This window comes from Janthinobacterium sp. EB271-G4-3-2 (genome assembly GCF_020858035.1).
GTDB classification, from domain to species: Bacteria; Pseudomonadota; Gammaproteobacteria; order Burkholderiales; family Burkholderiaceae_D; genus Janthinobacterium; species Janthinobacterium aestuarii.
The window spans coordinates 216,503-242,069 of sequence record NZ_JACYMG010000010.1 but is presented as its reverse complement, the minus strand read 5'-3'; the positions used below and the strand labels follow the sequence as shown (position 1 = coordinate 242,069).

The following is a 25,567-nucleotide window of genomic DNA, read 5'->3' as shown; positions in this document are numbered from 1 at the left end:
GCCAGCATGGCCGAGGCCGGATCAGGGCCCAGGCAGTCGATGACGATGCGTTCCGGCATAGCCCGCAGCCTAAGTCGAGCCTAGCGCCTGGCCAGTTGTTGTGTGGCGACGCTTATGTCAGCAAAGGGACGATTTGTGCCAGCATGGCCGAGGCCGGATCAGGGCCCAGGCAGTCGATGACGATGCGTTCCGGCATAGCCCGCAGCCAGGTCAGCTGTCGCTTGGCAAGCTGGCGCGTGGCGATGATGCCCGTCTCGCGCAAGGCGGCGCGGTCGATGCGGCCATCGAGGTAGTCCCAGGCCTGGCGGTAGCCCACGCAGCGCATCGAGGGCAGGCCCGGATGCAGGTCGCCGCGCCGGCGCAACCCATCCACTTCATCGAGCAGGGCGTCGTTTTTCAGCATGAGGTCGAAACGCGTGGCGATGCGCGCGTGCAGCACGGCGCGGTCCGACGGTTCCAGCGCGAACGATTGCAACCGGAACGGCAGCACGGTCTTTTCGCGCCGCGCCAGCAGGGCCGACATGGGCTGGCCGGACAGGGCGATGATTTCCAGCGCGCGGCCGATGCGCTGCGCGTCCTGCGGCGCCAGGCGCGCGGCCGTGACAGGGTCTTGCTGCGCCAGGCGCGCATGCATGGCGGGCCAGCCGATGGCGGCCGCGTCTTCTTCCAGCTGGGCGCGCAGCACGGGATCGGCGCCGGGCAAGTCGTCGAGGCCATCGGCCAGGCCTTTGAAGTACAGCATGGTGCCGCCGACGAGCAGCGGCAGCTTGCCGCGTGCGGAAATTTCGCTCACCAGGCGCAGGGTGTCGTTGCGGAACTGCGCCACGGAATACGCATCGAGCGGGTCGATGATGTCGATCAGATGATGCGGTGCCTGGGCCAATTCTTCCTTCGACGGCTTGGCCGTGCCGATGTCCATGCCGCGGTAGACGAGGGCGGAATCGACGGAGATGATCTCGGACGGGATCGCTTGCGCGATGGCCAGCGCACTGGCCGTCTTGCCGCTGGCCGTGGGGCCCATGATGGCGACGGCCAGGGGGAGGGTATGGGTATTTGTCATGATGCTTTTTTGATGTGCTTGCGATGGGGACCCCAAGGCAAAGGCTGGGGTCAGACCCGGCGGGTCTGACCCCGGAATTTTACTGGCCGCGCAGGAACAGTTTATCGAGCGCATTGATCTCGACCTGCACCCAGGTGGGCCGGCCATGGTTGCACTGGTCGGCGCGTTCCGTGCTCTCCATTTGGCGCAGCAGGGCGTTCATTTCCTGCACCGACAAGATCCGGTTGGCGCGCACGGCCGTGTGGCAGGCCAGGGTGCCCAGCAATTCGTTCTGGCGCTCGATCAGCACGCGCGAGCCGCCGTATTCGCGCACGTCGCGCAGCACGTCGCGCGCCAGGGTTTGCGCGTCCGCGTTTTTGAGCAGGGTTGGCACGGAACGCACGGCCAGGGTGGTGGGCGACAGAGCGGCGATATCGAAGCCCAGTGCTTTCAACGTTTCCTGGTTTTCATTCGCCGTCGATACTTCGATGGCGTCCGCGTAGAACGTCACGGGGATCAGCAAGGATTGCACCTGCATGTCCTGGCCCGATACCTGTGCCTGCAGCGCGTTTTTCAGCTGCTCGTACAGGATGCGCTCGTGCGCCGCGTGCATGTCGACCAGCACCAGGCCCTTGGTGTTTTGCGCCAGGATGTAGATGCCGTGCAGCTGGGCCAGGGCAAAGCCCAGCGGATACTCTTCGCGCGCCATCGCTTCGGGCGAGGCGATGTACGGTTCCACTTGCGTGATCGGCGAGTTGGCGGCGCCTGCGCCGCCGCCGAACAGGGCGCCATAGGCCGCCGTGTCCTGGGCCACGCCTGGCGCGTCGGCAAAGAAGGGAAGGTTCGCGCCGGGCGAGGCGGGCGCGAAGGTGTTCGTGAATTGCGCGCCGAACGACGTTTGCGTCTGCTCGCGGCGCCAGATGCCGGGGCCGCCCAAACCCGCGCCCGCGGTATCGCCGCCGAGGCTGGAAGCGGCCGGCAGTGGCGCCGGTACGCTGCCGAAGGCCGTGGCCGATGTTTGCGCCAGCGCGCGCTGCACGGCGTGGAAAACGAACTGGTGCACGGAACGGCTGTCGCGGAAGCGCACTTCGATCTTCGACGGGTGTACGTTGACGTCGACCAGGGCCGGGTCGAGGTCGAGCGCCAGCACGTACGACGGAAAACGGTCGCCGTGCAGCACGTCCTGGTAGGCCATGCGCACGGCGTGCACCAGCAGCTTGTCGCGCACGAAGCGCCCGTTCACATAAAAGAACTGGCCATCGGCGCGCGCCTTCGATGCCGTCGGCAAGCCGGCAAAACCGTGTATGCGCAGGCTGCCGGCCGATTCGTCCAGCGCCAGGCGCGCTTCGGCGAAGTCGTTGCCGAGGATGTGGGCGCTGCGCTTGGCCAGTTCGCTGATATTCCACTGGTCGATGGTGCGGCCATTGTGCGACAGCGAAAACGATACGTCCGGCCGCGCCAGCGCGATGCGGCGCACGACTTCGGCGCAGTGGCCGTATTCCGTCTGCTCGGATTTGAGAAACTTGCGCCGCGCGGGCGTGTTGAAATACAGGTCTTGCACATCGACCGTGGTGCCGTGCGCGCCCGACGACGGCGAAACGCTGCCATTGTGCGAGCCGACGATTTCCCACGCATGGGCCGCATCCATCGTGCGCGATGTCACGGTAACGGCGGCCACCGAGGCGATCGAGGCCAGCGCCTCGCCGCGAAAGCCCAGGGTGCCCACGTTTTCCAGGTCGTGCAGCGAGGCGATCTTCGACGTGGCGTGGCGCGCCAGGGCCAGCGGCAGCTGATCCTTGTCGATGCCGCGGCCGTTGTCGGTAATGGCGATGCGTTTCACGCCCCCTTCTTCCAGCCGCACCGTGATCTGCGTGGCGCCCGAGTCGAGCGCGTTTTCCAGCAGCTCCTTGACGACGGCCGATGGCCGCTCGACCACCTCGCCGGCGGCGATTTGCGAAATCAACTGGTCAGGCAGGGCCTGGATCGGGCGGTGGGGCGTGATGGGAGCGTTCATGCGCCAATTATACCGGGGTCAGACCCGTCGGGTCTGACCCCGGCCCTTGCTCCTGGGCTAAGAGTTGGCCTACTTCCCCACCTCCCGCACCGGTATCGGCGCATTGCACACGTCGACGTGGCCTGCCGTGACCTTGCTCCACGGGCCGCCGCGGTGGCGCTGGGCTTCGAGCACGGCCTGGTAGGTGGCGCTGTCGGTGCGCATCACTTCCAGGTTCGAGCGCTGCTCGGGCGGCACGCTGGCGGCCAGGCGGATGGACTTGATCGGCACGTTTTTCTCGGGGCTGTCATAAAAGCCCATGGGACCCGTGCCCCGTGGCAGCGTGGACAGCAACGGCATGCCGGAGACGACCCTGCCGACGACGGTGATGTCGCGGTCCAGGTGGCGCGGCGACTGGCCGATGACGGCGTACAGCTCCGTGCCGCCGCCGCTGTCGCTGGCGCTGTCGCGGCCCACGCCCACGGTGGCATAGCAATGCGTGAGCCAGGCCGTGCCGTTTTTCGGATCGCGCGCCGACGGGAAGCCGTTCGAATGGCCCACTTGCGGCGCATAGCCGTCGACGTCCGGCAGGCGCGTGAAGCTCTTGATATTTTTCAGCGGTACCGTGAATTCGCCGGGCAGGGTGCGCTGCGCATGCTGGATCGGCTTGGGATTCTTCTCGTTCGGATCGCCCCACTGCGCCACCCAGTTGTCCTGCGCGCGCGTGATGGCCAGGCCGTCGTAATACTGTTCCGCCACCAGGGCCTTGATGTTGGCCACGTGCTTGGGCGCGAAGTCGGGCGCCAGTTCGATCACCACGCGGCCGGCGGGAATGTCGAGGTACAGGGTGTTGTCCGGGTCCAGCGGACGCCAGTCGGATGGTTTCGAGGCTTTGATCACGTCGGCCAAGGTCGCCTTGGCGGGCAGTTCGGCGGGCGCCTTGATCTGGACGGGCGCCGCGTGGGCTGCCAGCTGTGCAAGGCCCAGTACGGTGGCCATGGTCAGGCCGCTCAGTGGGTATCGATACATGTTTTCTCCTGGTCGGCGCGGGTTGCGCCGTGCAGAAAGTGTATACCGGAATGGCAATATTTCGTCGGAAAAACATTGCATATCGCAATCCTGACAGTTGCCTGCCGATATGGCGTTTCCTTAACCTTTACTTAAATTGCCACATGCGCAAGGGCGACGCATAATTAATCCAGAAATATCGGCCCGGGGACTGCCGTTGCGCGGGCCGGGTGGTGTATGATTCCGCCGCTACCTTTAGGGAAAAATATATGGATTTTGTGCAATTCCTCGACATGATTGTGCATGTCGACAAGACGTTGGGTATCTTGATCGAGCAGTACGGCACCCTCGTGTATGCGGTGCTGTTCGCCATTATTTTTTGCGAGACAGGCCTCGTGGTGCTGTTTTTCTTCCCTGGAGATACCTTATTGTTTATCGCCGGCGCGTTTTGCGCGACGGGACAGATGCACCTGGGCTTGCTGATCTTCCTGCTTGTTACGGCGGCCATCACGGGCAATACGCTCAATTACTGGATAGGCGAGGCCATCGGGCAGAGGGTGTTTACCCACGATTACCGCTGGATCAACAAGGATGCCATGCGCCGCACGCATGAATTCTTTGAAAAGCACGGTGGCAAGACCATCATCCTGGCCCGTTTCGTGCCGGTGGTGCGTACCTTCGCGCCGTTCGTGGCCGGCATTTCCGACATGACGCATGCGCGCTTCCAGATGTACAACATCACGGGCGCCCTGTTGTGGGTGGTCGGTCTGGTCACGGCGGGCTACTTCTTCGGCAATATACCGTGGATCCGCGACCACCTGACCTTGATCGTGCTGATCGGTGTCGGCGCCGCCGTCGTGCCGGTGGTACTGGGCGGCATGTGGAAACTCTACAAGCGCATGGTCGGCAAGTCGGCGTAATTGCTGCAAAGATCCAGGGCAAGCATGCTGCGGCGCCGTCCACAGCTGGCCCTGGATTCCGTTTTCTCTTCGGTACTTCTGTTTTGCTCCTGCCCTGATTCAAGTTTTGTTGCTTTACAGCCGTAAACCAGAAGGTATTCTCACTTTCTGGATTTCCATGCGACATTTGAGCGCCCTGTTAGCTTGCAGCCTTGCCGTGATGACGGCCATGGCAAGCGCCAAAGATGCCCCCGCCCCGGCGAGCGCCACCGCATCCGCGCCCATGTCGGCGTCGGCGCGCGCGGCCGCCATGAAAACCCTGACCGAATCGGTGAAGGGCAAGGAGGCCAAGGCGCCTGTCGTCGTCGCGCCCACGGCGCGCGAGAAGGAGGAAGCGGCCGAAGTCGACCTGTCCGAACGCATCGCGGCGCGCCTGGCGGAAATGCGCGCCACCCAGGCCGCCCGCGCCGCCGCCCGCGCCAAGCGCGCCGCCGTGGTGAAGGCCGCGCCGCCACCGCCGCCGCCCGTGGCGCGCGGCACGCACTGGTCGTACGAGGGCGACAGCGGCCCGGCCAACTGGAGCAAGATCAACGTCGACTGGGGCAAGTGCGGCAATGGCAGCCGCCAGTCGCCGATCGATATCCGCGACGGCATGAAGGTGGAGCTCGAACAGATCAGCTTTGACTACCGCCCGTCGTCGTTCAATGTGGTCGACAATGGCCACACGGTGCAGGTGGGCGTGAGCGGCGGCAATTACATCACGGTGCAGAACCGCATGTTCGAGCTGCAGCAATTCCATTTCCACCGCCCGTCCGAAGAGCGCATCAATGGCAAGGCGTTCGAGATGGTGGTGCACCTCGTGCACCGCGACGCGGAAGGCCGGCAAGCCGTGCTGGCGCTGCTGCTCGAACGCGGCGCGCCGCAAGCGACCATCCAGACCGTGTGGAACAACCTGCCGCTGGAAAAATTCGAAACCATGCAGCCGACCATCCTGCTCGACCCGGCCGAAATGCTGCCGGCGCGGCGCGACTACTACACGTATATGGGATCGATGACGGAGCCGCCTTGCAGCGAAGGCGTGCTGTGGATGGTGATGAAGCAGCCGGTGCAGGCGTCGCCGGCGCAGATGGCGCTGTTCAGCCGCCTGTATCCCTTGAATGCGCGCCCGGTTCAACCAACGAATGGCCGCATCATCAAGGAATCGAATTAAATAAACTCAAGGCGCTGGCGGCCCGTCCATTCGGCGCCGGCGGCCAGCGTATCGGGCTGGATCAGGGCCGGTTCGATGCAGATGAAGCGCGGCTGCTCGTCGTCCGCCAGGTCGGGCAGGGCGGCCGCGTCTTGCGCGCCCGGGTTCCACACGACGGCGTCCGTAAAGCCCTGCTGCTCCAGGCGCAGGGTGTGGCGGCCGGACTGCAGGGTCAAGGCGCCCGGCAGCTGGTAGTAGATGCGGTCGAGCTTGTCCGAAAATTGCAGTACCTCTTCCGTCTGCAGGGCATCCTGCGGCGTCTCGTCCGAATAGCGCACGCGCTGCAAGCCTTTGATGCGCGCTTCGCTCAAATCATCAATCGAAAAATACGTATGCAGGGCGGCCGAAAACGGAAACGCCTGCTCGCCCGTGTTGCGCACGGACAGGTGCAGTTCCAGCGCCTGCGCCTTGACGGCCACGCGCAGGCGCAAGGTGAAAGCCCAGGGCCAGCTGGCGGCGATCGCTTCGGGCAAATCGGCCTGGGTCAGGACAAACTGCGCCCATGCGGCGCCATCGCTGTCGCCGCTCGATTCCAGCTGCCACGTCGCCACGCGCGCAAAGCCGTGGCGCATGCCCGTGCCGCGTGCGCCGAATTGCGGGAAGATCACGGGTACGCCACCGCGGATGGCGCGGCTGCCGTCGAGGGCGGAATCGCGGCTGCGGAACAGGCGCTCCTGGCCATCGCTGGTCTGCCACGAGACCAGGTGGCCGCCGTACAGGGTGACGGTCGCCTGCGCGCCATCGGCCGCGCGGATGGTCACGGCCGGCAGCTCGCCAAAGATACTCTCGCTCATGCTAGGCTTTCATGTCAGGTCAGGCGGCTTTTCGCCAGCGGCGGATTCTTCGCAAAATAATTCTTGATGCCCGTGACGATGGCGTCGGCCATCTGGTCCTGGTAGCCGTTGTCGGTCAGCTTGGCTTCCTCTTCCGGATTCGAAATAAAAGCCGTCTCGATCAGGATGGAAGGGATGTCCGGCGCTTTCAGCACGGCGAAGCCGGCCTGCTCGACGGAACCCTTGTGCAGGCGGTTGATGCCGCCGATTTCGCGCAGCACGGCCTTGCCCAGCTTCATGCTGTCATTGATCTGCGCTGTCGTCGATAAATCGAGCAGCACGCTGGCCAGCTGCTTGTCGTGGTTCTTCACGTTCACGCCGCCGATCAGGTCGGCCTGGTTTTCCTTGTTGGCCAGCCAGCGTGCGGCCGTCGAGGTGGCGCCCTTTTCGGACAGCACGAACACGGACGAGCCGCGCGCCGTCGGCTGGATGAAGGCGTCGGCGTGGATCGAGACGAACAGGTCGGCCTGCACCTTGCGCGCTTTTTCCACGCGCATGCCCAGCGGGACGAAGAAGTCGGCGTCGCGCGTGAGCATGACGCGCATGTTCGGCTGCAGTTCCAGCTTGGTCTTGAGGCGCTTGGCAATGGCCAGCACCACGTCTTTTTCGCGGCTGCCCCGGCTGCCCATGGCGCCCGGGTCTTCGCCGCCGTGGCCGGGATCGAGGGCGATGGTAATCATGCGCACCACTTTCTGGCCAGGCAGGGGGCGCGCTTCGGGGCGCTGTTCCGGGCGTACGTCGGCTACGGGCGGCACGACCGGCGTTGCCGGCGTGGCGGCGGCCACGGGCGGCTTGCCGCTCTCGGGCAGGGGCAGCGCGGGCGGCGGCGTATGCGTATCGGCCATGGGCGGCTTGGCCGGGTCGCTCGACCAGTCGCCCTTTTCGATCATCTGCGCGATCAGGTCCGGCTCGCGCACGGGATACAGGTCGAAGATCAAGCGGTGGTTATAGGAGCCCGCCGGCGGCAGGGTAAATAGCTGCGGCGTGATTTCCTCTTTCAGGTCGAACACCAGGCGCACGACGTTGGGCCGGTTCTGGCCCACGCGCACCTGCTTGATGTACGGGTCGTTCGACTGGATCTTCGCCACCAGGCCCTTCAAGGTGGGATTGAGTTCCAGCCCTTCGATGTCGACCACCAGCCGTTCCGGGTCCTTGACGATGAAGTGGGTCGCCTTGAGGATGCTGTCGTTTTCCAGGGTGACGCGCGTGTAGTCCTCGGCCGGCCAGACGCGCACGGCGAGAATTTGCGCCGCCATCGCCGACATGGGCGCGAACACGGACAACAGCAGGGTGCCGCCGGCCTTGAGGACCGTGCGCCGGGTGATGGGCGAGGAGATCAAAGGTTCGGGGCGAATTTGAGACGGTGAAGGCATGACAGACCCAATTCAGAAGACGCTTGCAATTCTACATCACGTCCTGTACCCGCAACGTTCAAATAAATATTCAGGTCGGCTGGCGGCAGCACCGGTTCGGCTTTCTCCGGCCATTCGACGATGCAGATATTGCGGCCGTCGAAGTCTTCGCGAAAGCCCGCATCGAGGAATTCCTCGGCGCTGCCCATGCGGTACAGGTCGAAGTGGATGACGTTGACGCTCTGGCCATCGAGCCGCACCGTGTACGGTTCGGACAAGGTATAGGTGGGGCTTTTCACGTGGCCCGCATGGCCGGCCGCGTGCAGCAGGGCGCGCGTGAGGGCCGTCTTGCCGGCACCGAGGTCGCCGTGCAGGTAGATCGCCAGGCCCGGCGCCAGCGCGCGCGCCAGTGCGGCGCCCAGCGCGGCGGTGCCGGCTTCGTCGTGGAGGTGGGCTTTGAAGTGTTCGGTCATTATCTTCGGTATCGCATAAAATGGAGGCTGCTGTCATTGTAACCGCCCGCGCGCCTGCCGTTTTCCGTAAAGTCCCCTATGTCCGCCACCGTCACCGATCTCGCCGTCCTGGCGCGCACCATCAAAGAATGGGGGCGCGAGCTGGGTTTTGCCGAGGTACGCATCGCCGACGTCGACCTGTCGCACATGGAAGCGCCGCTGCAAGCCTGGCTAGCTGCAGGGTATCACGGCGAAATGGATTACATGGCCAGCCACGGCATGAAGCGTGCGCGCCCGGCCGAACTGGTGCCGGGCACGGTGCGCGCCATCAGCGCGCGCATGAACTACCTGCCGCCGGCGCTGGGGCCCGACTGGCGCGCGCACGAGGCGGCGCGCGACGCCGACCCCGCGGCGGCCGTCATCTCCGTGTATGCGCGGGGCCGCGACTATCACAAGGTGATGCGTACGCGCCTGCAGCAGCTGGCCGACCGCATCAAGGGCGCGATCGGCGACTTCGGCTACCGCGTCTTCAGCGATTCGGCGCCCGTGATGGAAGTCGAGCTGGCGCAAAAAGGGGGCTTGGGCTGGCGCGGCAAGCACACCTTGCTGATCAACCGCCAGGGCGGCTCCTTCTTTTTCCTCGGCGAGATCCTCATCGACGTGCCGCTGCCCGTCGACCCGCCGGAAACGCCGCGCTGCGGCCAGTGCTCGGCGTGCATCACCGTGTGCCCGACGCAAGCGATCCTGGGGCCGTACCAGCTCGACGCGCGCCGCTGCATCTCGTATCTGACGATCGAATTGAAGGGGGCCATTCCCGTCGAAATGCGGCCCCTGATCGGCAACAAGGTGTACGGCTGCGACGATTGCCAGACCGTCTGCCCGTGGAACAAGTTCGCCCAGCGCGCCGTCGTGCCGGACTTCGACGAGCGCCACAGCCTGGGCAGCGCCGGCATGGTGGAGCTGTTCGCCTGGACGGAAGAGGAATTCAACCGCCGCATGGAAGGCAGCGCGATCCGCCGCATCGGCCACGAACGCTGGCTGCGCAACCTGGCCGTCGGCATGGGCAATGCGGCCGCCAAGGCCAAGGGCCAGGCCGATATCGTCGCGGCCCTGCTGTCGCGCCGCGAGCACCCGTCGGCCATCGTGCGCGAACACGTCGAATGGGCGCTGGCCTTGCACGGCATCGCCTAGACCTCGACTACACCTGCTTCAGGCGCAGCGCCGACCAGTCCGCGTCGATGGCGACCATCGCCACGCTGTCGAGCCCTGATTCCTGCGCATACAGGCGAATATCGTCGCGGTGGATGTCGCTGCCCGCCTTCACGCCGCCCTTGCGGTACGCCACCCAGAGGGCGCCGCCCTGCGTCAGGCGCGCCTGCGCCACTGGCAGGAACCGCTCCAGTTCCGCGCGGCTGCGCGCGAACAGCAGGATCCAGTCGGCATTTTCACCTTCCCGTACCACCCGCTCGGCCGGCAACTGCGCCAGCAATGCTCCATGTTCGCCGCCGTCATTGAGCACGGCCAGGGCTGTGGTATTTTTTACGTACATTTTGTCAACGGCGGTTTTGTCGGGCATGGCAGGGCTAGTCGATTGGAAAAGACGAGCATAACAAATTTCTCCTTGACTTATCGATATATCGTTATAAAATGACGATACCTACTAACGATATATCTTTAAAGAGAAAACATGAGAAACTCACACCACGCAGAACACGGCCACGGCGGCCATCATCATCACGGCCATTGCGGCCAGCACCACCACCACCATGGCGAACATCGCCACGAATACTACATGCATGGCCGCGGCCCGCGCGGCTTCGACGAGCGCGGTGATGGCATGGGCGGCATGGGCGGTGGTCCTGGCGGGCGCGGCGGGCGCGGCGAACGGGCCGAACGCGTCTTCGGCCGCGGCGACTTGCCGCTGATCGTGCTGGCGCTGATCGAAATCAGCCCCCGCCACGGCTATGAAATCATCAAGGCCATCGAAGAGCGTTGCGGCGGCGCCTACGCCCCCAGCCCCGGTGCCGTGTATCCCACCTTGACCCTGCTGGAAGAGCAGGACCATGTGACGTCCTCCGAAAGCGCCAGCGGCAAGAAGCTCTACACGATCACGGACCTGGGCCGCGCGTATCTGGACGAGAACCGCGCCCAGGTCGACGGCATCCTGGCGCGCCTCGACATGTTTGCCCGCGTCCAGGCGCGCAACGCCTTGCCCGAGCGCGTGCGCCAGGCCATGCACACCTTGAAGCATGCGCTGCTGCTGAACAAGACCAACTGGAGCGAAGCGGAAGCCGAGCGCGTCTCCGCCGTGCTGGAACAGGCGGCCAACGCCATCGTCGACGGCCACTGAGCCCACTTTACAAGGACAAGCAATGACTACTGCCTTACCAGCAACACCACGCCCGCACGCCATCGAGCGCGTGCGGCACGACTTGAAACTGCGCGTGCTCACCGTCGTGCGCACCGAGCAGATCACGCCGCACATGCGCCGCATCACCCTGGCCGGCGGCGACCTCGATGGCTTTGTCTCGCCCGCGCACGACGACCACGTGAAACTGTTCTTCCCCGCCCCGGGGCAGACGACTCCCGTGTTCCCCGTGCTGGGCAATGGCGCCAATCCCATCCAGTATGCGGAAGGCATACGCCCCATCGCCCGCAACTACACGCCGCGCCGCTACGACGCCGCGCGGCGCGAGCTGGAAATCGACTTCGTGCTGCATGGCGACGGCCCCGCGGCCAGCTGGGCGGCGCAAGCCGTGCCCGGCCAGACCCTGGGCGTGGGCGGCCCGCGCGGCTCGATGCTGGTGCCGCTCGATTTCGACTGGTATGTGCTGCTGGGCGACCAGACGGCCTTGCCGGCCATCGCCCGGCGCCTGGAGCAGCTGCCGGCCACGGCGCGGGCCATCGCCGTGATCGAGATCGTCGAAGACGGCGAACAGATCGCGCTCGAGTGCGCGGCGCAGCTGGAGGTGCGCTGGGTGGCGCGCAATGGCCGCCAGGGCCCGCTGCTGCTCGACGCCTTGCGCCAGATCGCGCTGCCGTCAGAGGGCGACGGCTACGTGTGGGTGGCGTGCGAGCACGCGCAGGTGCAGGGCTTGCGCGGGCATTTTATCGACGCCGGCGTGCCGAAGCAGCATCTGCACGTGGCCAGCTACTGGAAGCATGGGGCGGCGGAGCACCATGAGCATCACGATGCGTGATGGTGGTGGTGTCGGGTTACGTTGCAATATGCGGCGTAGGCGCAGGTTGGATTAGCGGCGCGCCAGCGCCGCGTAATCCAACGTTACCGCCATTACTTCAGCAACCCCGCCAGCTCCACCGCCGTCTTGACCTGCATCTTGTCGAAGATATGCGCGCGGTGGACTTCCACGGTGCGCATGCTGATGCCCAGCTTGTCGGCCACCACCTTGTTCATCTTGCCCGCCAAAATCAGGTCCAGCACTTCGCGTTCGCGCGTCGACAGGGTGGCCAGGCGCGCGTGCACGGCGGCCAGTTCGCCCGCCTGGCGCGAGTTGGCCAGGCCTTGCTGCACGCGGTCCATCAGGTCGTTGTCGTTGAACGGCTTTTCAAAGAAATCGAAGGCGCCCCGTTTCAGGCTGTCGACGGCCATCGGCACGTCGCCGTGGCCGGTGAGGAAGATCACGGGCAGGCGCGCCGTCAGGTCGCGCTTGACCAGCTGGTCGAACATGGCGATGCCGTTCATGTCGGGCATGCGCACGTCGAGCAGCACGCAGTCGCCGGCGGCGTCGAAGCCGCCATCGAGGCTATCGAGAAATTGCTGGGCGCTGGCGTAGCTGCGCGCCTCGATGCCGCGCGAGGCGGCCAGCCAGGACAGGGAGTCGCGTACGACCTCTTCGTCGTCGATGATGTGTAGCATGGTGTCTCCGGCTTGTCGTTATGCGTTATTAGTTAATGCGAGTGCGGCGCGCTTGGCGCGGCCGGCACGCTGAAGGTAAAGATTGTTCCGCCGGCGGGGTTGGCGCCGAAGGTCAGCGCGCCGCCGTGAAATTCGATGGCGGTGCGGCAGATGTTCAGGCCCATGCCCATGCCTTCGGACTTGGTCGAGAAAAACGGCGAAAACAGCCGCTCGGCCACGTCCTGCGGGATGCCATGGCCATGGTCGATCACGTCCACCGTCACCATGCCTTGCTGCGCGTCGTGGCTGGCCCGCAGGCGCATGATACGCCGTCCCGGCGCCGCATCCTGCATGGCCTCGATGGCGTTGCGCGTCAGGTTCAGCAACACTTGCTCGATCATCACCGGGTCGGCGCGCAGCAGCGGCAGGTCCGGCGGCAGCTCTTCCTGGATGGTGACATAGTATTTGCGCGCCTGCAGGTCGATCAGCGCGCGGATGCCGTCGATCAGGGTGCGGATGGCGATATCCTGGCGCTGCGGCTCGCTCTTGCGCACGAAATCGTGCACGCTGCGGATGATCTGGCCGGCCCGCTGCGCCTGCGCGCTGGCCTGTTCCAGCGCCGGTTTCAATGTATTCGGCTCGACGGGGGCGCCGCTGTCGATGGCGCGGCGGATCAAATTCAAGGCGCCCGTCGTGTAGCTGGAAATGGCCGCCAGCGGCTGGTTCAATTCGTGCGCCAGCATCGACGCCAGCTCGCCCATGGTGGCCAGGCGCGAGCTCGTTTGCAGCTTTTCCTGCTGCTGGCGATTGAGTTCCTCGACCCGCTTGCGGTCCGAGATGTCGAGCACGGACCCCATCCAGCCCGTCTGCTGGCCATTCTTGTCCACCAAGGGCGCCTCGAAGATCAGCACGGGCACGCGCGTGCCGTCCGGACGTTGGAAATAGGTTTCGAACTGCGGCGTGGGATTGCCGGCCAGGGCCTTGACGAAGCGCTGCTGGTATTCCTCCAGCGCTTCGGGCACCCAGTAAGGCATGGGCGGCAAACGGCCCAGGATTTCCTCGGGCGGATAGCCGACGATCTGGCAAAACGCGGGATTCACGTACGTGACTCTGCCTTCCAGGTCGCGCGCGCGCATGCCCGTCACCAGCGAGTTTTCCATCGCCGTGCGAAACAGCATCTGCTGGCGCAGCGCGCCTTCGGCCACCAGGCGGCGCGAAATATGCCGCCACAGGGCCAGCAAGCTCCACAGCAAACCCAGCGACAGGGCGATGACGGAACCGACCAGCAGATTGGGCAGCAGCTTGGGCTGGCTTTTCACGCTGTCGGTAAACAGGGTGATGCTGGCGCCGGGCACGTCGAGCGCGCGCTTGTGCGTGTACACGCCGTGCCCCGGGCCGGCGGCGGCGCGCCGCGCCAGCACCTTGTCGTCGCGGTCGATCAGTGAAATCTGGTTATCCTGGGCGAACCACCAGGGCACCATTTCATCGAGCAGGCTGCTGATCTGGTAAGTGGCCACCAGGCTGCCCACATAGCGCTGACCATCGAACAGCGGCTGGTGGTAATCCATCAGCATGGCGCCCGGCGGCGCGTCGGGAAAGCCCGTCTGCTGCGAAGGCTGGGCATACTGGCCCCGGTGCAAACGGCGCGCATTGTCGGCCGCCGTCAGCGAGGCCGGTGAAAACGACAGCGCGTGCGGCAGGCTGTTGTCGCTGGTGGCCAGCACCTTGCCGCTGGTGTCGAGCCACAGCACGCGCTGCAATTCGCGGCCATTGCGCAACATCTGCTGCAGCCGCTCGTGCACTTTTTCCGCGCCCAGCGAGCCGCTGGCGATGTCCACGCCCAGATTGAACAGGCTTTCCTCGTTGCGCGCCAGCTGGAAGCGGATGGTCTGCTCCACCCACAGCGTGTCGGCGATCAGCTGCTCCTGGCGCTCGTTGCTCTCCATCTGGCGCGCCTGCCAGGGCAGCCAGAACAGGATGGACAGGAACAGCAGCAGCAGGATGACGGGCAGCAGCCAGCGCATCGGGCTCGATAGCTTGAAGCGGCGCGCAAGGGTGGGGGGAGTCGGCATGGCTGGCAGGGTAGCGGCTTATCGGGAACCGGCTATTGTGGTTAACCACAATAGCCGAAGCAGTTTCTTTGGCACAATATTCAAGTAGACAAATAATAAAGTTTTTTCAAAAACCACTCAGGAGACAAAAATGCAGATGAAAACCATGTTCGTCGCGCTGTGCGCGGCCATCGGCGCCACCGCCGGCGTCCACGCTTACGCGCAAGCCCCCATCGTCATCAAGTTCAGCCACGTCGTGGCGACCGACACGCCGAAAGGCCAGGCCGCCGAGCGCTTCAAGCAGCTGGCCGAGAAAGCCACGAATGGCAAGGTCAAGGTCGAACTGTACCCGAACAGCCAGCTGTACAAGGACAAGGAAGAACTCGAAGCGCTGCAGCTGGGCGCCGTGCAGATGCTGGCGCCGTCGCTGGCCAAGTTCGGCCCGCTGGGCGTGAAGGAATTCGAAGCGTTCGACCTGCCCTACATCTTCCCCACCAAGACGGCGCTGTACAACGTCACCGAAGGCGAAATCGGCAAGAGCCTGCTGAAAAAACTGGAACCCAAGGGTATCACGGGCCTGGCCTACTGGGACAATGGCTTCAAGGTGATGTCGGCCAACAAGCCGCTGCACATGCCGGCCGACTTCAAGGGCCTGAAAATGCGCATCCAGTCGTCGAAGGTACTCGACGCGCAAATGCGCGCGCTGGGCGCCAATCCGCAAGTGCTGGCCTTCTCGGAAGTGTATCAGGCGCTGCAGACGGGCGTCGTCGACGGCACGGAAAATCCGCCATCGAACATGTACACGCAAAAGATGCATGAAGTGCAAAAGCACGTGACCGTGTCGAACCACGGCTACCTGGGCTATGCCGTGATCGTCAACAAGAAATTCTGGGATGGCTTGCCGCCCGATATCCGCGGCCAGCTGGAAAAAGCCATGCGCGAGGCGACGACGTTTGAAAAAGCCATCGCCCAGCGCGACAACGACCAGGCCCTCGAGGCCATCAAGAAAGCGGGCAAGACGCAGATCTATACTCTGACGGTGCAGGAACAGGCCGAGTGGCGCAAGGCGCTGGCGCCCGTGCAGAAGGCCATGGAAGGGCGCATCGGCAAGGATCTGATCTCGGCCATCAACAAGGAAAGCGCGAAGTAATCGCGCTGGCCACGCCACCCGGCGCGGCTGTCAGGGGCATCCCTGTCTTTCTGCAGCAACGGCACCTGCGCGTCCTGCGCGGGTGCCAGCGTACCCGCATTCTTTGAAAGTCCACCATGAAATTTCTGGATCACCTGGAAGAGTGGCTGATCGCGACCCTGATGGGCGCGGCCACCTTCATCATCTTCGTCGCGGTCGTGCACCGCTACCTGGCGGGCCTGCCGATACCGGGCCTGCAAGACTTCCTGATTCAAATCAATACCAGCTGGGCCCAGGAACTGTGTATCTACATGTTCGTCTGGATGGCCAAGTTCGGCGCCGCATATGGCGTGCGCACGGGCATCCACGTGGGCGTCGATGTGCTGATCAACCGCATGAACCCGCGCTGGCGCGACCGCTTCATCGTCTTCGGCCTGGCTGCCGGCGCCCTGTTTACGGGCATCGTCGGGACCCTGGGTGCCAGCTTCGTGTGGTCGATCGGCCACACGGACCAGACTTCGGCCGACATGGAAGTGCCGATGTGGCTGGTCTACCTGGCTGTGCCGCTCGGTTCCTACCTGATGTGCTTCCGCTTCCTGCAAGTGATGGTGCATTTTATCAAGACGGGCGCCTTGCCGAAACACGACCACTCGCATGTCGAGGGGCTGGAAGACGAACTGACGGCTGAAGAAAAAGGAGCCAAGGCATGAACGCGCTGATCATTTTTGTGTTGCTGCTGGCGCTGATGCTGACCGGCATGCCGATTTCCATTTCGCTGGGTCTGACGGTACTGACGTTCCTGTTTACCATGACAAGCGTACCCATCGAATCGGTGGCCCTGAAGATTTTCACGGGCATCGAGAAATTCGAGATCATGGCCATCCCGTTCTTTATTTTGGCCGGTAACTTCCTCACGCATGGCGGGGTGGCGCGGCGCATGATCAACTTCGCCAGCTCCATGGTCGGCCACTGGCATGGCGGCCTGGCGCTGGCCGGCGTGATGGCGTGCGCGCTGTTTGCCGCTGTGTCCGGTTCCAGCCCCGCCACCGTGGTGGCGATCGGCTCCATCATCCTGCCGGCCATGGTCAAGCAGGGTTATCCGCGCGGTTTCGGCGCCGGCGTCATCACCACTTCGGGCGCGCTGGGCATTTTGATACCGCCATCGATCGTGATGGTGATGTATTCCGTCAGCACGAATACCTCGGTGGGCAAGCTGTTCATGGCGGGCGTGATTCCCGGCATGATGCTGGCCATGCTGCTGGGCCTGACCACGTGGTTCTTGGCGCGCAAGCACAACTATCCGCGCATGAAAAAGGCCAGCTGGGGCGAGCGCTTCGTCACGTTCAAGAAGAGCGCCTGGGGCCTGCTCCTGATCGTCATCGTCATGGGCGGCATCTATTCGGGCGCCTTCACGCCCACGGAAGCGGCCGCCATGGCCGCCGTGTACGCCTTCATCATCGCCGTCTTCGTCTACAAGGACTTGAAGATCAAGCAAGTGGGCAAGGTCTTGCTCGATTCGGCCGCCATGTCGGCGATGCTGTTGTACATCATCACCAATGCCGTGCTGTTCTCGTTCCTGATGACCAGTGAAAACATTCCGCAAGCGATGGCCGAATGGATCACGGGCAAGGGTCTGGGCGTGATCAGCTTCTTGTTGGTGGTCAACGTGCTGCTGTTGTTGGCTGGTAACGTCATGGAGCCGTCGTCCATCGTGCTGATCATGGCGCCGATCCTGTTCCCCGTCGCCATGAAGCTGGGCATCGATCCCGTGCACTTCGGCATCCTGATCGTGGTCAATATGGAAGTGGGCATGTGCCATCCGCCTGTGGGCCTGAACCTGTACGTGGCGTCCGGCATCACGAAGATGGGCATTTCGGAGCTGACCGTGGCCGTGATGCCGTGGCTGCTGACGATGCTCGGCTTCCTGATGCTGATTACCTACGTACCACAAATCTCGCTGTGGCTGCCAAATTTAATTTACAACTAAAACAGTTGTCCCCGTCATGGTGCAAAAAAAGTCGATCCGGCCGAATAAATGCGCTATGATGGGCAGCCTTAAGGGGAAACACGTATATGCATATGCGCCCCGGTAGCAAGGCTGAAATACAGAATTGGCAACAAGGTTAGTGGGGGAGTGGTCTATAAAAACGGTATTGATACCGGGGATATATTGAGGAGACACACGTTTCACAGAAGTTGTTGAGTCATAGCTGTCTGCGGCCACAAGCCGGCACCGGCGGACCCAAACGACCGGGAACGTGAAGCAATATTTGAAGCGCACCGACTGGTGCGCTTTTTTTTCGTGCGCAGGAAACGTCCGCCGGCACGCCCAAAGTCGGTGCATAATTCCCGTGGCGCGGCTTCCCGCGCCGGCAGGTTGCATATATGCCACACTTGAATAATGATCAGCAGATGAAAAAACAACAGGGCAGTGAACTGTTCAGCGCCATCGTGGCCGCGCCGTTCGGCGCCATGGGCGTGCGCGCGCACGATGGCCAGGTATGCGAACTGGTCTACCTGCCGCCGCACTTTGCCGAGAAAGACGCGCAGGATGCCGTCTCCGAGCGGGCATGCCAGCAACTGGCGCGCTATTTTCGCGATCCCGATTATGTCTTCGACCTGCCGCTGGCCGCTTCTGGCAGCGCCTATCAGCAACGGGTGTGGACGGCGATCAGCGGCATTGCGCGCGGCCAGGTGCGCACGTATGGCGACGTGGCGCGCCTGATCGGCTCGGCGCCGCGCGCCGTGGGCCAGGCCTGCGGCGCCAACTGGTTTCCCGTGGTGATCCCCTGCCACCGGGTCACGGCCGCCGGCGGCCTGGGCGGCTTTGCCCACCACGACGATGCGACGGGATTCCACCTGGGCGTCAAGCGCTGGCTGCTCGCGCATGAAGGCGTTGAAGGCTACGCATGATGAACAGCCTGCTGGCGCCCGACAACGCTACCCTGATCGATGAATTCTGCGACAGCCTGTGGCTGGAAGACGGCCTGTCGAAAAACTCGCTGGACGCCTACCGGCGCGACATGCGGCTGTTTGCGCGCTGGCTGGAAGTGGCGCGGCCCGGGCGCGAGGGCCTGTACGAGGTCTCCACGGCCGACATCGAGGCGTATTTCGCGGCCCGCCACGACGAGAGCAAGGCCACGTCGTCGAACCGGCGCCTGTCCGTGCTCAAGCGTTTTTACCAGCTGGCCCTGCGGCACAAGCATATTGCCGCCGACCCGTGCCTGAAGATGGTCTCGGCCAAGCAGCCCGCGCGTTTCGTGCATACCTTGAGCGAAGCGCAGGTGGAAGCCTTGCTGGCGGCGCCTGACGTGAGCACGCCGCTGGGCCTGCGCGAGCGCACCATGCTCGAACTCATGTATGCGAGCGGCTTGCGCGTGTCGGAACTGGTGGACTTGCAATCCGTGGAACTGAGCCTCAACGATGGCGTGCTGCGCATCACGGGCAAGGGCAGCAAGACGCGCCTGGTGCCGTTCGGCGAACAGGCGCGGCTGTGGATCGAGCGCTATCTGAAGGAAGCGCGCGGCATCATCCTCGACGGGCAAATGGACGACGCGCTGTTCGTCACGCGGCGCGGGGGGGCCATGACGCGGCAAATGTTCTGGGTCATCATCAAAAAACATGCGCTGAGCGCCGGCATCACGGCGCCGCTGTCGCCGCATACCTTGCGCCATGCCTTCGCCACCCATTTGCTCAACCATGGCGCGGACTTGCGTGTTGTGCAATTGTTACTGGGGCACTCCGATATTTCCACCACGCAGATTTACACGCATGTGGCCCGCGAACGGCTGAAACTGCTGCATGCGCGGCATCATCCGCGCGGCTAAACATTTGGTGTTTGCTCCAACTACGTCATAATGTGCCTTATATGCTTATCTGTAACATCTAAAAACTAAAGAGGTAGTAAATGGCCAAGACAAATTTCCAATACGAAAAACGGCAAAAAGAGCTGGAAAAGAAGAAGAAAGCCGAGGAAAAAGCCAGGCGCAAGCTGGAAGCGAAGAACAATCCGAAGCCGGCCGATGGCGAAGAGGGTGCCGAGGGTGAAGAGCCTGAAGCGGACGATGCGGACGACGCTACCGACGCGCCCGCCCAGCCCCAGTAATTCCCCATGCTTGACGACCGGTGCGGCACCATCGCCGCGCCGGTATCTCCTCGTTCTACTTTCTCCCCGCTACAAACTCGGCCGCTGGCCGATCGCCAGTTGCAGCTGCGTGCTGGCGATGGCCGCATCGGCGCGCGCCTGCACATAGCCCTGGTAGGCCTCATCGGCCGAACGCTGCGCCGCCAGCCATTCCAGCAGCGAGGCATTGCCTTTGACGTAAGACAGGCGCATGCCGTCGACCACCTTTTGCGCATCGACCAGCACGCCGTCGCGGTAGCGCGCCAGCCTGTCCTGCGCCGAACGCAATTGCCGCTGCGCCGTGCGCACCTGCGTTTCCGCCGTCAGTTCCGCCTGGCGCAAGGCCAGCATCGCCTGCGTCACACTTGATTCCGCCTGCACGATGTCGCCCGTGTCGCGCCGCGACAGGGGGATGGGAATGGCCAGCGAGATGGACAGCGCGCGCGAACGGGCCGCGCCTTCGACGGGATTGCCGCCGGCGTCGATGCCGTCATGGTAGCCGCGCGCGGCGGCCAGGCCCACGGTGACGGTCGGGTCGACGGCGCGGTTGGCACGCACGAGCGCCGCGCCGTCGCGCAGATTGTCGACGGTGGCGCGGGCGATGCGCACGTCGCTGCGGGCGCCGAGCGCTTGCGGCAGCAGCGCGCTGGCATCCTTGTCTTCGTATGCAGCGAAGTCGCAGGCCAGCCGCGCGTCCGGAAACAGCGCGTCGAACTGGCGCCCCAAGGGCGGCGACAAATTCAACATGGCGCTGTCCGCCTCGCTGCGCGCCTGCGCCAGCTCGGCCTGGAACTGGTCGCGTTCCACGCGCGACTGCAGCAGCTCGATGCCGCCCACGTCGCCCGCCTTGCGCCGCACGGCGTTCGCTTCGACCACTGTCGACAGGGCCGCCATGGTCTGCTCCTTGCGCGCTGCGACGTCGCGCGTGCGGCACGCTTCCGTGAACGCGGCGGCGGCCGTGCCATACAGCTCGCTCTTGAAGCCGGCCACCGTTTCCTCGGCCAGCGCGACATTGCTGTGCGCGGCCTTCAAGCGCGCGGCGCGCTTGCCGCCCGTCTCGATGGCCATGCTGATGGCCGGGTTCCACGTGACGGGGCGGTGCTCGACGCTGCGCACGGTTTCGCGCGTGGCGCCCAAGGTGAACTCGGGATCGGGACGCAGGCCGGCGATGCCGATGCCGGCCTTGGCCGAGACGATGCCTTCCTGCTGCACCCGCAGTTCCAGGCTGTGGCTTTCCACGGCGGACAGGTAAGTGTCAAAGCTCAAGGGCGTGGCAAAGGCGCCGGGCGCGATCAGCCAGGCCGCCAGCAGTACATTAAAACGTGTCATGGGGTTCTCCTTCGGTATGCGTCTGGCGTTTTTGCAGGTGCGCCTCGATCAGGTAATACAGGGCCGGCAACAGCAGCAGGGTGAGGGCAGTGGCCGTGACCAGGCCGCCCACCACGACGGTCGCCAGCGGGCGCTGCACGTCGCTGCCCAGGCCCGTCGCCAGCATGGCCGGCGCCAGCCCCAGGGCGGCCACGGTGGCCGTCATCAGCACGGGGCGCATGCGGTCGCGCGCGCCTTCGAGCACGGCGTCGCGCAAGCTCTTGCCCTCGTCGGTGCGCAAGCGGTTGATCTGCGCCAGCATCAGGACGGCATTCAATACGGCCACGCCGAACAGGGCGATGAAGCCGACGGCGCTCGACACGTTCAATGTCATGCCGCGCAGGTGCAGCGCGGCCAGGCCGCCCAGCATGGCCAGCGGCACGGCCAGCAAGACCAGCGCGGGCTGGCGCAGGTTGCGGAACTGGCCAAACAGCAGCAGGAACATGGCGCCCAGGGTCATCGGCAGGATCAGGGCCAAACGGCTTTGCGCGCGCTGCAGGTTTTCGAACTGCCCGCCCCATTCGACGCTGATGCGCTGGTGCTCGCCTGCCACGGCTTGCGTCACCAGCGGACGCGCTTCGGCCAGGAAGCCGGCCAGATCGCGCCCGCGGGCGTTGAGGCGCACGATGATGTGGCGCCGTCCCATCTCGCGCACGATCACGCTTTCGCCCGAGGTGGTGCTGATGGTGGCCACCTGCGCCAGCGGTATCCTGGCGCCGCTGGCGGCCGTGAGCTTCAGGCTGGCGATGGCGTCGGGGCTGGAGCGCGTGGCGGGCGGAAAGCGCACGGCGATGTCATAGCTTTTCTCGCCCACGTAGACCTGGCCGATGGGCGCGCCGCCGATGCCGGTGGCAATCAGGTCGGCCACGTCGGCCGCATTGATGCCGTAGCGGGCCGCCTTCGCGCGGTCCAGTTCCACCTTCAGGTTGGGCAAGGGGGGCTCCACGTCCACGGCCACGTCGGAGGCGCCGTGGACGGTTTTCAGAACATTGGCCACCTTGCCGGCGATGGCGCGCACTTCATCGAGATCGTTGCCGAAGATTTTCACCGTCAGGTCGCTGTGCGCGCCCGACAATTTATCCTGCACGCCATCGATCATCGGCTGCATGAAGGCCACGGTAACGCCAGGCATGCGGGCGAAGCGCTCGTGCATTTTCGCGATCAGCTGCTGCTTGCTCATGCCCGACTTCCAGCTTTTGTACGGATGCAGCCCCACGCTCGCTTCGATGTGCGACGGCGTCCAGTAATCGGTGCCGTCGTCGTTGCGCCCCGTCTGCGTGACGATGGTCGACACTTCGGGGAACTCCAGCGCGGCGCGCCGCAGTTCGCTGGCCATTTCGGACGCCTTGTCGAGCGTGATCCCGGGCGGCATCTGCACCTGCAGCCATAAGGAGCCCTCATCGAGATACGGTAAAAAGTCGCGCCCGATGCCGCCGCCCAGGATGGCAAGCGCTGCGAGCGATCCTGCGCACACCATCGCCACCCAGCGCTTCTTGCCCACCATGCGCTCGAGGAAGCGGCCATACGCGCCCGCCAGCGTGTCCAGCGCGCGGTTATGAAAGGTGCGGCGCGGCTTGCGCAAGGCCAGCCAGGCCAGGCCCGGGATCAGCACCAATGCCACCACCAGCGCGCCCACGAGCGCCGCGCCCACCGCATACGCCATCGGCGAAAACAGCTTGTACTCGATGCGCTGGAAGGCGAACAGGGGCAGATAGGCGGCGATGATGACGGCCATGCCGAACATGATGGGGCGCGCCACCTGCAGGGTCGCGTCGATGGCGTCCTGCAGGCTGAGGGGCCGCTCCTGTTCCCGTTCGCGGCGGCGCAGCATGTTTTCCAGCACCACGACGGAGCCGTCGACGAGGATGCCGAAGTCGATCGCCCCCAAGGACAGCAAATTGGCGGGAATCTTAAAATGGTGCATGAAGATGAAGGCGATCAGCAGGGCCAGCGGGATCGTCAGCGCGACGATGGCGGCCGCGCGCGGGCTGCCCAGGTACAGCAGCAGCACGAGGGCGACGAGCAGCATGCCTTCGCCCAGGGTAAATCCCACCGTGTGCAGGGTGGCGTCGATCAGCGAGCTGCGGTCCAGGTAGGGCACGATCTTGACGTCCTTCGGCAGCACGTGGTCGTTCAAGTCGTCCACGGCCGCATGGATGCCGGCCAGCGCTTCGGACGGATTGAAATCCTTGAGCAGCAGGGTGATGCCTTCGATCGTGTCGGGGTTGTCGTCCTTGCCCAGGATGCCGCGCCGCTCCACGTTGCCGTAAGCGAGCTTGCCCAGGTCTTTTACCAGCACGGGCACGCCATCCTTGCTGCTGCTGACGACGACGTTGCCCATGTCGTCGAGCGAATGGAGCAAGCCCACGCCGCGCACCACGTACGATTGCTGGCCGCGGTCGATCACGCTGCCGCCGCCGCTGATGTTGTTGGCGTTGATGGCGTCCTTGACCTGCGCCAGCGAGAAGCCGTAGCTGTCCAGCTTTGCGGGATCGAGTTCCAGCATGAACTGCGTTGTCAGACCGCCGAAATTGCTGACGTCCGCCACGCCGCGCACCTGCTGCAGGCGCGGGATCACGGTCCAGAACTGCAGCTCGGACAGTTCGCGCAGCGAGCGTGTTGTCGATTCCAGCGTGTAGCGGTAGATTTCGCCCGTGGGCGACGTATAGGGATCGAGTCCCGGCTTGGCGTCGTAGGGCAGGTTGACGCTGGCCAGGCGTTCCTGCAGCCGCTCGCGCGTGAAGTAGCCGTCGCTGCCATCTTCGAACACCACGGTGATCAAGGACAGCGCGAACAGGCTGCGCGTGCGCAGCACGTGCATGCCCGGTGTGCCCAGCAGGGCGCGTTCGAGCGGTATGGTGATCTGCTGCTCGATTTCTTCGGCGCCCAGGCCCGGCACCTGCGTGACGATTTGCGAGGTGACGTCGGCGATGTCGGGATAGGCTTCGATGGGCAGCTGCTTCCAGCAATAGACGCCGTAGGCGGCGACGAACAGCAGCACGAGCCAGACGATGCCGCGCCGCTGGCAGCAGGTGGCGATGAAACGGTCAATCATTGAGCAGCACTCCTTCCTTGACGACGATGCGTTCACCCGCGCGCAAGCCCGAGACGATTTCCACTTGCCCGCCATGGCTGGCGCCCACCTGCACCGTGCGCGGCTCGAAACGCAGCGGGTTGCGTTCCACCATCACGCGCGTCGATGGTCCGCTTTGCAGCACGGCGGATGCGGGCACGAGGAGGGCGCGACGGCTGGCGCCGGCAAATCCCGCGTGGGCGAACATGCCGGGCTTGAAGGCGCCGGCGCGGTTGTCGATGGCCACGCGTACCTTCACCGTGCGCGTCTCGGGATCGAGCACGGCGCCCACATACGCGACCTTGCCCTCGAAAGCCTTGCCGGGCCAGGCGTCGACGGAGATGCTGGCCGTTTGTCCCACGGCCACCTGCGCCAGGTCCCGCTCGGCCACGTTGGCCGACAGCCACACGGTGGAGAGATCCGCCACCGTCATGACGGGGGCGTTGATATCGTTCCAGTAGCCGCCCTGGGCGCCTTCCATGGCGATCACGGTGCCGGCGATCGGTGAACGCAAGACATAGTCGCGGCGCGCACCGCCGGCACCGGCGCCGTACTGGGCCAGCTTGTCGGCGCTGGCCCGGGCGTCGCTGCCGGCCTGGTCGTAGGCTGCCTGGGCCGCTTCGTACTCCTTGCGCGCGGCGATATCCGCGTCGAGCAGCGTTTTCTGGCGCTCGAGTTCCTGGCGCGCCTGCAGCAGGATGGACTTCGCCTTGCTGTCGTCCGCGTAGGCGACGCTCAGTTCCGCCGAATCGAGCGTGAACAGCGGGTCGCCCGCCTTCACGCTGTCGCCCAGCGCGCGCTGCAAGCGCGTGATCCGGCCTGCCAGCGGCGGCGTGATTTTCACCAGTTTTTCCGGCATCGCTTCGATGCTGCCCGGCGCCTGCGTCTGCGTGGCGATGTCCTGTTCCTGCACGGCGGCGATCTGCAGGCGCTGGCGCAGCGGCGACATCCTGTCGACGGCGATGCTGCCGTCGTCCAGGTGCATGGCCTGGGCGGGCGGCGTGGCCGCCGGCGTCGGCTTGGCGCAGCCGGCCAGGGCCGAACAGGCGAGAGCGAGGGCGCAGCTGGCGCCCAGGGCGTTGCGGGTGGTCGTGTTCATCCCGTGTTTCCTTGTTATTGATGGTGATGGGGCATGCGTGGAT

The 25,567-nt window shown here is 64.7% G+C and carries 23 protein-coding genes; 11 read left to right on the top strand and 12 right to left on the bottom strand.

Annotation, left to right across the window (positions count from 1 at the left end; translation table 11 throughout):
• Positions 1–112 precede the first annotated feature (112 nt).
• The 3 genes from miaA to IGS55_RS20885 all read right to left on the bottom strand — a co-directional run bounded on the left by miaA (position 113) and on the right by IGS55_RS20885 (position 4,061).
• Positions 113–1,060 (bottom strand): tRNA (adenosine(37)-N6)-dimethylallyltransferase MiaA, encoded by a 948-nt coding sequence (gene miaA / locus IGS55_RS20895; RefSeq protein WP_230518394.1) that lies wholly within the window; start codon positions 1,058–1,060, stop codon positions 113–115.
• Positions 1,061–1,139: 79 nt separating this feature from the next.
• Entirely contained in the window at positions 1,140–3,053 is a 1,914-nt protein-coding gene (gene mutL / locus IGS55_RS20890) for a DNA mismatch repair endonuclease MutL (RefSeq protein WP_230518395.1), read from the bottom strand.
• A 69-nt stretch (positions 3,054–3,122) separates the two neighbouring features.
• The gene (locus IGS55_RS20885) at positions 3,123–4,061 is read right to left on the bottom strand and encodes a peptidylprolyl isomerase (RefSeq protein ID WP_230518396.1); all 939 of its coding nucleotides are present in this window, start codon (positions 4,059–4,061) and stop codon (positions 3,123–3,125) included.
• A 248-nt stretch (positions 4,062–4,309) separates the two neighbouring features.
• Between IGS55_RS20885 and IGS55_RS20880 the strand changes: the two genes are divergently transcribed.
• Together IGS55_RS20880 and IGS55_RS20875 are read left to right on the top strand one after the other, a co-directional pair.
• Positions 4,310–4,960, top strand: coding sequence for a VTT domain-containing protein (locus tag IGS55_RS20880; protein ID WP_139091208.1), 651 nt, complete (start codon positions 4,310–4,312; stop codon positions 4,958–4,960).
• 157 nt (positions 4,961–5,117) lie between these two features.
• Positions 5,118–6,149, top strand: coding sequence for a carbonic anhydrase (locus tag IGS55_RS20875; RefSeq protein WP_181878015.1), 1,032 nt, complete (start codon positions 5,118–5,120; stop codon positions 6,147–6,149).
• On the opposite strand, the gene IGS55_RS20870 is transcribed toward IGS55_RS20875, so the two are convergent.
• The 3 genes from IGS55_RS20870 to tsaE are packed head-to-tail and all read right to left on the bottom strand — an operon-like array spanning position 6,146 to position 8,846.
• The gene (locus IGS55_RS20870) at positions 6,146–6,982 is read right to left on the bottom strand and encodes a D-hexose-6-phosphate mutarotase (protein WP_230518397.1); all 837 of its coding nucleotides are present in this window, start codon (positions 6,980–6,982) and stop codon (positions 6,146–6,148) included. The genes IGS55_RS20875 and IGS55_RS20870 overlap by 4 nt on opposite strands.
• 14 nt (positions 6,983–6,996) lie before the next feature.
• Entirely contained in the window at positions 6,997–8,394 is a 1,398-nt protein-coding gene (locus IGS55_RS20865; protein WP_230518398.1) for an N-acetylmuramoyl-L-alanine amidase, read from the bottom strand.
• Entirely contained in the window at positions 8,358–8,846 is a 489-nt protein-coding gene (gene tsaE, locus IGS55_RS20860) for a tRNA (adenosine(37)-N6)-threonylcarbamoyltransferase complex ATPase subunit type 1 TsaE (protein ID WP_092714150.1), read from the bottom strand. The genes IGS55_RS20865 and tsaE overlap by 37 nt, the downstream gene beginning before the upstream one ends.
• A 78-nt stretch (positions 8,847–8,924) precedes the next feature.
• On the opposite strand from tsaE, the gene queG reads away from it, so the two are divergent.
• Entirely contained in the window at positions 8,925–10,016 is a 1,092-nt protein-coding gene (gene queG, locus IGS55_RS20855; protein ID WP_230518399.1) for a tRNA epoxyqueuosine(34) reductase QueG, read from the top strand.
• A 7-nt stretch (positions 10,017–10,023) separates the two neighbouring features.
• Here the strand turns inward: queG and IGS55_RS20850 are convergent, their stop codons facing one another.
• The gene (locus IGS55_RS20850) at positions 10,024–10,374 is read right to left on the bottom strand and encodes a DUF3052 family protein (RefSeq protein ID WP_230537272.1); all 351 of its coding nucleotides are present in this window, start codon (positions 10,372–10,374) and stop codon (positions 10,024–10,026) included.
• A gap of 243 nt (positions 10,375–10,617) precedes the next feature.
• Here IGS55_RS20850 and IGS55_RS20845 point away from each other — a divergent pair, with 243 nt between their 5' ends.
• Together IGS55_RS20845 and IGS55_RS20840 are read left to right on the top strand one after the other, a co-directional pair.
• A complete protein-coding gene (locus tag IGS55_RS20845; RefSeq protein ID WP_230518401.1) occupies positions 10,618–11,175 on the top strand; it encodes a PadR family transcriptional regulator in 558 nt (185 codons plus the stop codon).
• A 22-nt stretch (positions 11,176–11,197) separates the two neighbouring features.
• Positions 11,198–12,025, top strand: coding sequence for a siderophore-interacting protein (locus IGS55_RS20840; protein ID WP_230518402.1), 828 nt, complete (start codon positions 11,198–11,200; stop codon positions 12,023–12,025).
• A gap of 92 nt (positions 12,026–12,117) precedes the next feature.
• Here IGS55_RS20840 and IGS55_RS20835 read toward each other — a convergent pair whose 3' ends face one another.
• Positions 12,118–12,702 carry a response regulator transcription factor gene (locus IGS55_RS20835; RefSeq protein WP_230518403.1) on the bottom strand — a complete coding sequence of 195 codons (585 nt, stop codon included), beginning with the start codon at positions 12,700–12,702 and terminating at the stop codon, positions 12,118–12,120.
• 32 nt (positions 12,703–12,734) lie between these two features.
• A complete protein-coding gene (locus IGS55_RS20830) occupies positions 12,735–14,753 on the bottom strand; it encodes a sensor histidine kinase (RefSeq protein WP_230518404.1) in 2,019 nt (672 codons plus the stop codon).
• Between the two features lie 136 nt (positions 14,754–14,889).
• Here IGS55_RS20830 and IGS55_RS20825 point away from each other — a divergent pair, with 136 nt between their 5' ends.
• From IGS55_RS20825 to IGS55_RS20800, 6 genes are all read left to right on the top strand, one after another.
• Positions 14,890–15,882, top strand: coding sequence for a TRAP transporter substrate-binding protein (locus tag IGS55_RS20825; protein WP_442908193.1), 993 nt, complete (start codon positions 14,890–14,892; stop codon positions 15,880–15,882).
• A gap of 116 nt (positions 15,883–15,998) precedes the next feature.
• Positions 15,999–16,571, top strand: coding sequence for a TRAP transporter small permease (locus IGS55_RS20820; protein WP_099409695.1), 573 nt, complete (start codon positions 15,999–16,001; stop codon positions 16,569–16,571).
• The gene (locus tag IGS55_RS20815; RefSeq protein WP_230518406.1) at positions 16,568–17,848 is read left to right on the top strand and encodes a TRAP transporter large permease; all 1,281 of its coding nucleotides are present in this window, start codon (positions 16,568–16,570) and stop codon (positions 17,846–17,848) included. Before IGS55_RS20820 ends, IGS55_RS20815 begins: the two co-directional genes overlap by 4 nt.
• A 425-nt stretch (positions 17,849–18,273) precedes the next feature.
• On the top strand, positions 18,274–18,774 hold the full coding sequence (locus tag IGS55_RS20810; protein WP_230518407.1) for a methylated-DNA--[protein]-cysteine S-methyltransferase: 501 nt from the start codon (positions 18,274–18,276) through the stop codon (positions 18,772–18,774).
• Positions 18,771–19,688, top strand: a complete 918-nt coding sequence (xerD, locus tag IGS55_RS20805; protein ID WP_230518408.1) for a site-specific tyrosine recombinase XerD — start codon at positions 18,771–18,773, stop codon at positions 19,686–19,688. Before IGS55_RS20810 ends, xerD begins: the two co-directional genes overlap by 4 nt.
• 80 nt (positions 19,689–19,768) lie before the next feature.
• Positions 19,769–19,966 carry a hypothetical protein gene (locus IGS55_RS20800; RefSeq protein ID WP_034746874.1) on the top strand — a complete coding sequence of 66 codons (198 nt, stop codon included), beginning with the start codon at positions 19,769–19,771 and terminating at the stop codon, positions 19,964–19,966.
• 69 nt (positions 19,967–20,035) lie between these two features.
• Here the strand turns inward: IGS55_RS20800 and IGS55_RS20795 are convergent, their stop codons facing one another.
• From IGS55_RS20795 to IGS55_RS20785, 3 genes are read right to left on the bottom strand one after another with little or no spacing between them, the layout of a single operon-like run.
• Positions 20,036–21,313, bottom strand: a complete 1,278-nt coding sequence (locus IGS55_RS20795) for a TolC family protein (RefSeq protein ID WP_230518409.1) — start codon at positions 21,311–21,313, stop codon at positions 20,036–20,038.
• Complete coding sequence (locus tag IGS55_RS20790; protein ID WP_230518410.1) at positions 21,300–24,407, bottom strand: efflux RND transporter permease subunit; 3,108 nt, start codon at positions 24,405–24,407, stop codon at positions 21,300–21,302. The genes IGS55_RS20795 and IGS55_RS20790 overlap by 14 nt, the downstream gene beginning before the upstream one ends.
• Positions 24,400–25,524 carry an efflux RND transporter periplasmic adaptor subunit gene (locus IGS55_RS20785; RefSeq protein ID WP_230518411.1) on the bottom strand — a complete coding sequence of 375 codons (1,125 nt, stop codon included), beginning with the start codon at positions 25,522–25,524 and terminating at the stop codon, positions 24,400–24,402. Before IGS55_RS20785 ends, IGS55_RS20790 begins: the two co-directional genes overlap by 8 nt.
• Between the last annotated feature and the right edge of the window lie 43 nt (positions 25,525–25,567).